The 5,614-nt window shown below is 41.9% G+C and carries 4 protein-coding genes; all 4 read left to right on the forward strand.

The annotated features are described in order from the left end of the window. The first annotated feature begins 475 nt into the window (after positions 1–475). The 4 genes from HMPREF9072_RS00085 (at position 476) to HMPREF9072_RS00100 (ending at position 5,051) form a co-directional block, all read left to right on the forward strand. Positions 476–1,285 (forward strand): RHS repeat domain-containing protein, encoded by an 810-nt coding sequence (locus tag HMPREF9072_RS00085; RefSeq protein WP_002674215.1) that lies wholly within the window; start codon positions 476–478, stop codon positions 1,283–1,285. 266 nt (positions 1,286–1,551) lie between these two features. After that, complete coding sequence (locus HMPREF9072_RS00090) at positions 1,552–2,676, forward strand: DegT/DnrJ/EryC1/StrS aminotransferase family protein (protein WP_009409903.1); 1,125 nt, start codon at positions 1,552–1,554, stop codon at positions 2,674–2,676. 59 nt (positions 2,677–2,735) lie between these two features. Beyond that, complete coding sequence (locus HMPREF9072_RS00095) at positions 2,736–3,704, forward strand: glycoside hydrolase family 130 protein (protein WP_009409904.1); 969 nt, start codon at positions 2,736–2,738, stop codon at positions 3,702–3,704. A gap of 117 nt (positions 3,705–3,821) precedes the next feature. After that, positions 3,822–5,051 (forward strand): 3-deoxy-D-manno-octulosonic acid transferase, encoded by a 1,230-nt coding sequence (locus HMPREF9072_RS00100; protein WP_009409905.1) that lies wholly within the window; start codon positions 3,822–3,824, stop codon positions 5,049–5,051. Positions 5,052–5,614 lie beyond the last annotated feature (563 nt).

Below are 5,614 nucleotides of genomic sequence, written 5' to 3' on the forward strand. Positions count from 1 at the left end.
AGTATAGTATAACAGCATTAAAAATGGTAAAAACGGGGTTTCGATGCGAAAGAAAAGAGAAGAGGTGCTAGGCCTTAGGCCATAGGCAATAGGGAATAACATCCCCCCTTTACATATACCCAGCTGTCGCTGGCTATCTTCGAAGGGGGAATGTAGGGACGGGAAAGGGGTGAGGTCGTAGCACGACAGGCAATTGAAAGTAGCACGACAAGCAATTGAAAGTAGTACTACAGGTGATTGAAAATAGTATTTTATTACATCGAATTGAGGTTAAATAAGGGTAGAAAATTTCTTTAAAAAGAGATACAAATGATGGCTATTTAGTTATAAATATAACAAGAGGAGCTTTGTTATTCTCATTTTACTTTGTTTTGGCATAGTTTTGGTGAATAGGTAGATATGGCGTATTGGTACATTTAGAAATCTTTTGTACTTTTGCGCCCCAAAGAAGTATTATTTTAAATAGAACTTTATTATGAAAAGAATCATAGCTATTGCCTTATTAGCTACTACTGTCGCTTTTGGGCAGAGTCAGAAAAAGAATGGTTGGGAGCGTGCTCAGCTGAAAGGGAAAGTAAAAACGGTTGTACAATCGGGTATTCAAATTGGTGAAAACGGAGAAGAAATACCGATGAACTCTGAGCTTTTTTCGCAGTTTGACAAAAAGGGAACTGTTGTGAAAATGCAATCGAAGCAAAATGGAATGACGATTAAATTCGTGGATGTGTATGACAAAGACGGGAATATGATAGAGTCGGCTTCGAGAGATGATTCGAACACATTGCTTTCTAAGAATGTGTATGAGTACGACGAAAAAGGTAACCTTACCAAGCACGATGTAGAGACGCCCGACGGGAATATTTTTATGAGCCGAATAAATGTTTATAACGAACAGAATCAGCTTGTAGAACGCACGGATTGTATAGCAGGAATGTGCCAAGATAAAACTACTTATAAGTATACTCCTGAGGGGAAACTATCGGAAGAGTCTAAATTTACAAAGGACGAGCTTACCAGCAAAACGGTATATACTTACGATGCCAAAGGGAATATGGTAGAAAAACAAGTGTTTGACAAAGATAACGCTTTGAAACAGAGAGTTGTTTCAGCTTTTGATAAAAATGACAATGAGGTGGAGGTTAAATACTTTGACAAAGATGGTAACGTTACTAAAACAGAGACTTACGAGTTTGTGTATGACAAGAAGAACAACTGGACAAAGAAAACAATGTCGGTTAACGGTCAGCGTGTAACGATTTTCACACAGAAGTTGAAATATTTTTAGGAATAAGAAGTTTTTTTAATAACATAAGGGTTGGCTTACGAAGGTGAGTCAACCCTTATGTGTTAAGAAGGGGGATATTTTTATATAATTCAAAATATTTTTGTATCTTTGCACTGTGGAAGGCTGTGTTTAATAGCTATAGAACTGTGGCGCGGTAGGCATTACGTAGTCGTAGTGCGACGGGCTATTAGGACTTTGACAAAAGTCGTGGTAAAGCAACGCTAACTACTAAGGATTAAAAACGAACGATTAATAATATTCGACATATGAGAAAAATACAAATGGTTGACCTTCAAGGTCAGTATGAAAGAATTAAAAATGAAGTACAAGCTTCTTTTGAAGAAGTACTCAACACCACCGCTTTTATCAACGGTCCCCAAGTACAAGCCTTCCAAAAAGAATTGGAAAACTATATGGGCGTGAAACACGTAATCCCTTGCGCCAACGGTACTGATGCCCTTCAAATCGCTATGATGGGTCTCGGACTCAAAGAAGGCGATGAAGTTATCACTGCCGATTTTACCTTCGCTGCAACTGTGGAAGTGATTGCCCTACTGAAACTTACCCCTGTATTGGTAGATGTGTATGACGATACTTTCGACATCAACATCGAGGCTATTGAAAAAGCGATTACTCCCCGCACGAAAGCTATTGTACCCGTGCATTTGTTCGGTCAGCCAGCCAATATGGAAGCTATTATGGCTTTGGCTAAAAAACACAACCTCTTTGTGATTGAAGACAATGCGCAAGCCATTGGTGCCGATTATACTTTTGCTGACGGACACAAACAAAAAGTAGGAACTATCGGTCACGTGGGGGCAACTTCTTTCTTCCCTTCTAAGAACCTCGGTTGCTACGGCGACGGAGGGGCTATCTTCACTAACGACGACGACCTTGCTTACACTCTTCGCGGTATCGTAAATCACGGTATGTATGTGCGTTATCACCACGATGTAGTAGGCGTAAACTCTCGTCTCGACTCTTTACAAGCAGCAGTTTTGCGCGCCAAACTCCCTCACCTGAACGATTATAATGCCCGTCGCCGTGAAGCTGCTCGCAAATATACAGAAGCGCTGAAAGGCAATCCTCATATCATTACCCCTGTAATCGCAAAAGGTAACGACCACGTGTTCCACCAATACACTCTCCGTATTACCAATGGCAAACGCGATGAACTCGCTAAGGTTTTTGGTGAGAACGGAGTGCCTTTTGGTATTTACTACCCTATACCATTGCACGCCCAAAAAGCCTATACCCGCAACTCTTATAACGAAGCTGATTTTGGCGTTACCAATAAATTAGTACAAGAAGTCATCTCTCTGCCTATGCACACCGAGCTTGACGACGAGCAAATAGCGTTTATCACAGAATTGATAAAGAAAACAGTGTAATTGTAGGTCGTGGTAGGACAAGCAAAAAGACAGAATAGCTAATAACTAAAACAAAAATAATGAGTCAAAAAATTCCTTGGCAAGAACGCCCTGCGGGTTGTACCGATGTAATGTGGCGTTATTCTGAAAACCCTATTATCGGTAGGTATGATATCCCTACCTCTAACAGTATTTTTAACTCGGCTGTTGTGCCTTTTGGCGACGGCTATGCAGGGGTTTTCCGCTGCGACAACAAAGCAGTGCAAATGAACATTTTTGCTGGCTTCAGTAAAGATGCTATCCACTGGGAAATCAACCACGAACCTATCGTGATGAAAGGTGGTAATACTGATTTCTTACATTCTGAGTATAAGTATGACCCTCGCGTTACTTTTATCGAAGACCGCTATTGGGTAACTTGGTGTAATGGCTATTGTGGCCCTACTATCGGGATTGCCTATACTTTTGATTTCAAAGAGTTTTTCCAATGCGAGAATGCCTTTTTGCCTTTCAACCGCAACGGTGTGCTCTTCCCTGAGAAAATCAACGGTAAATACGCAATGCTTAGCCGCCCAAGTGATAACGGACATACACCTTTCGGTGATATTTTCATCAGTTATAGCCCCGATATGAAATACTGGGGTGAACACCGCTGTGTGATGAAAGTAACACCTTTTATAGATAGCGCCTGGCAATGTACCAAAATAGGAGCAGGGGCTGTGCCTATCAAAACAAAAGACGGATGGCTATTGTTCTATCACGGGGTAATCAATACTTGCAACGGTTTCCGCTATTCTATGGGGGCTGCTTTGTTAGACTTTAACAATCCAAGCAAGGTAATCGCTCGTACACAGCCTTACCTCTTGGCGCCTGCCACTCTCTACGAAACTACCGGCGATGTGCCTAATGTGGTATTTCCTTGTGCTGCCTTGCATTCTATTGAAGAAGACAAAGTAGCAGTGTACTACGGTGCTGCCGATACAGTAGTGGGCGTTGCTTTCGGACGTATTTCCGAAATCGTAAAATTCACCAAAGAAAACTCATTGTAATCAGATAAATATAACAAGTGAAAAAGCGCAAGCCGACGGCTTGCGCTTTTTTTATTGCCCCTTTTTTACTACCTTTGCGCCTTGTATCGTATTTGTCATTCGTAATTCATCATTAAAATGTACACATTCTCTCTTTATATCATCAAGGCAATCCTCCCCCTCGTTGCCCTATTCAACAAAAAAATACACCTCTTTGTAAGCGGACGTAAAACCGTATGGACTACCCTTACCGCCAAACTCGACCCTCATACCCGCTATGTGTGGATACATACCGCTTCTCTCGGCGAGTTCGAACAAGGCTTGCCCGTTGTTAAAGCCCTGAAAAAACAAGGCTATAAGATACTCATTACCTTCTTTTCTCCCTCAGGCTACGAGGTGCGCAAAAACACCCCCGATGCCGATATAGTGGTTTATCTTCCCCTTGATACACCCGCTAATGCCCGCAAGTTCGTGCAAATGGTAAATCCTGCAATGGCTATTTTTGTGAAATACGAGTTTTGGGTCAATTACCTTACCGAGCTCAAAAAAGCACAAGTACCCACTTATTTGCTCTCCGGTATTTTTCGCAAAAATCAAATCTTCTTCAAGCCTTACGGCGGAATGATGCGCCAAGCCCTGCATTCTTTTACTCATTTTTTTGTGCAGAACGAGCTTTCTCAGCAACTACTTAAAAACTTAGGCTTCAATAATGTAACTGTCAGTGGCGATACCCGCTTCGACCGTGTAGCCGAAATATTGGAACGGGACAACCATTTAGATTTTGTAGAGCAGTTCAAAGGAAACAATCTATGTGTGGTCTTCGGTAGTTCGTGGGCTACTGACGAAGACATTTACTTGCAATATATCAACACTTGCACTGCCCCAGTGAAGTTTATCATTGCCCCTCATAATATTCACCCTACCGATATCGCAGAACTCAAACACAACCAGCAGAAGTTAAACCGTAAAGTTGCCCTATTCTCCGAGAAAGACTCTCTCAACCTTTCTGATTACCACGTACTCATCATCGATACCATAGGCATTCTCACCAAAGTGTATAGCTATGCCGATATAGCCTATGTAGGAGGCGGAATGGGCACTACGGGCTTACACAATGTCTTAGAGCCCGCCGTATTTGGGGTACCTGTAATCATCGGTAAGAATTATGAAAAGTTCAATGAAGCAAAGGAGTTAGTCACCTTAGGAGGCGTTCTCTCCGTAAGCACTAAAGAAGAATTCGCCCAGGTGATGAATAACCTTGTTACTTCACCCGAAAAGCGCATCGCTATAGGCAATATCAATCGCCAATATATAAACGAAAAACAAGGCGCTACTAAGGCTTTTTTACAAGCAATAACTTCGCCTTAGCCTCGCCTTACCGCCTCTTTACCTGTCTCCACATTCCCCTTCGAACGGAAGTCCGCGAGAGCGGAGTATGTGAATAGGGGGAGGTTTCCTCCGCTTTTCCGTCCCTACATTCCCCCTTTGAACGGAAGTCCGTGAGAGCGGAGTATGTGAGTAGGGGGATGTTTCCTCTCTAGTACCTATGTCCTAAGACCTCACACTTCATCATTTACTAATTTACTAATTTGCAAATTCTCTAATTATCCTTTCCCTTTTCCATCATACTCTCCCCCTAGTGCCTATGGCCTAAGGCCTAATGCCTTTTCTCTTTCTTTCGCCTCAAAACCCTGTTTTTACCATTTTTAATGCTGTTATACTATACTATTTATCAATCACTTATATACCCTTTCTATACCAATCGTCCAAGATTCGTATAAGCTTCCTATAAGCTAACTCCACCCTTCTTACACCCTTTTTTCACCAAATTTTCTCTCAGCTCTCTTCCGTTCTTTTCCGATATCTTTCGAAAGCTCCTAACAGTCTCAACACGTCCCTTTTTCATCTCAAACTTTGGCAAAGTTTAAAAC

This window comes from Capnocytophaga sp. oral taxon 324 str. F0483 (genome assembly GCF_000318315.2).
Taxonomy (GTDB): Bacteria; Bacteroidota; Bacteroidia; order Flavobacteriales; family Flavobacteriaceae; genus Capnocytophaga; species Capnocytophaga ochracea.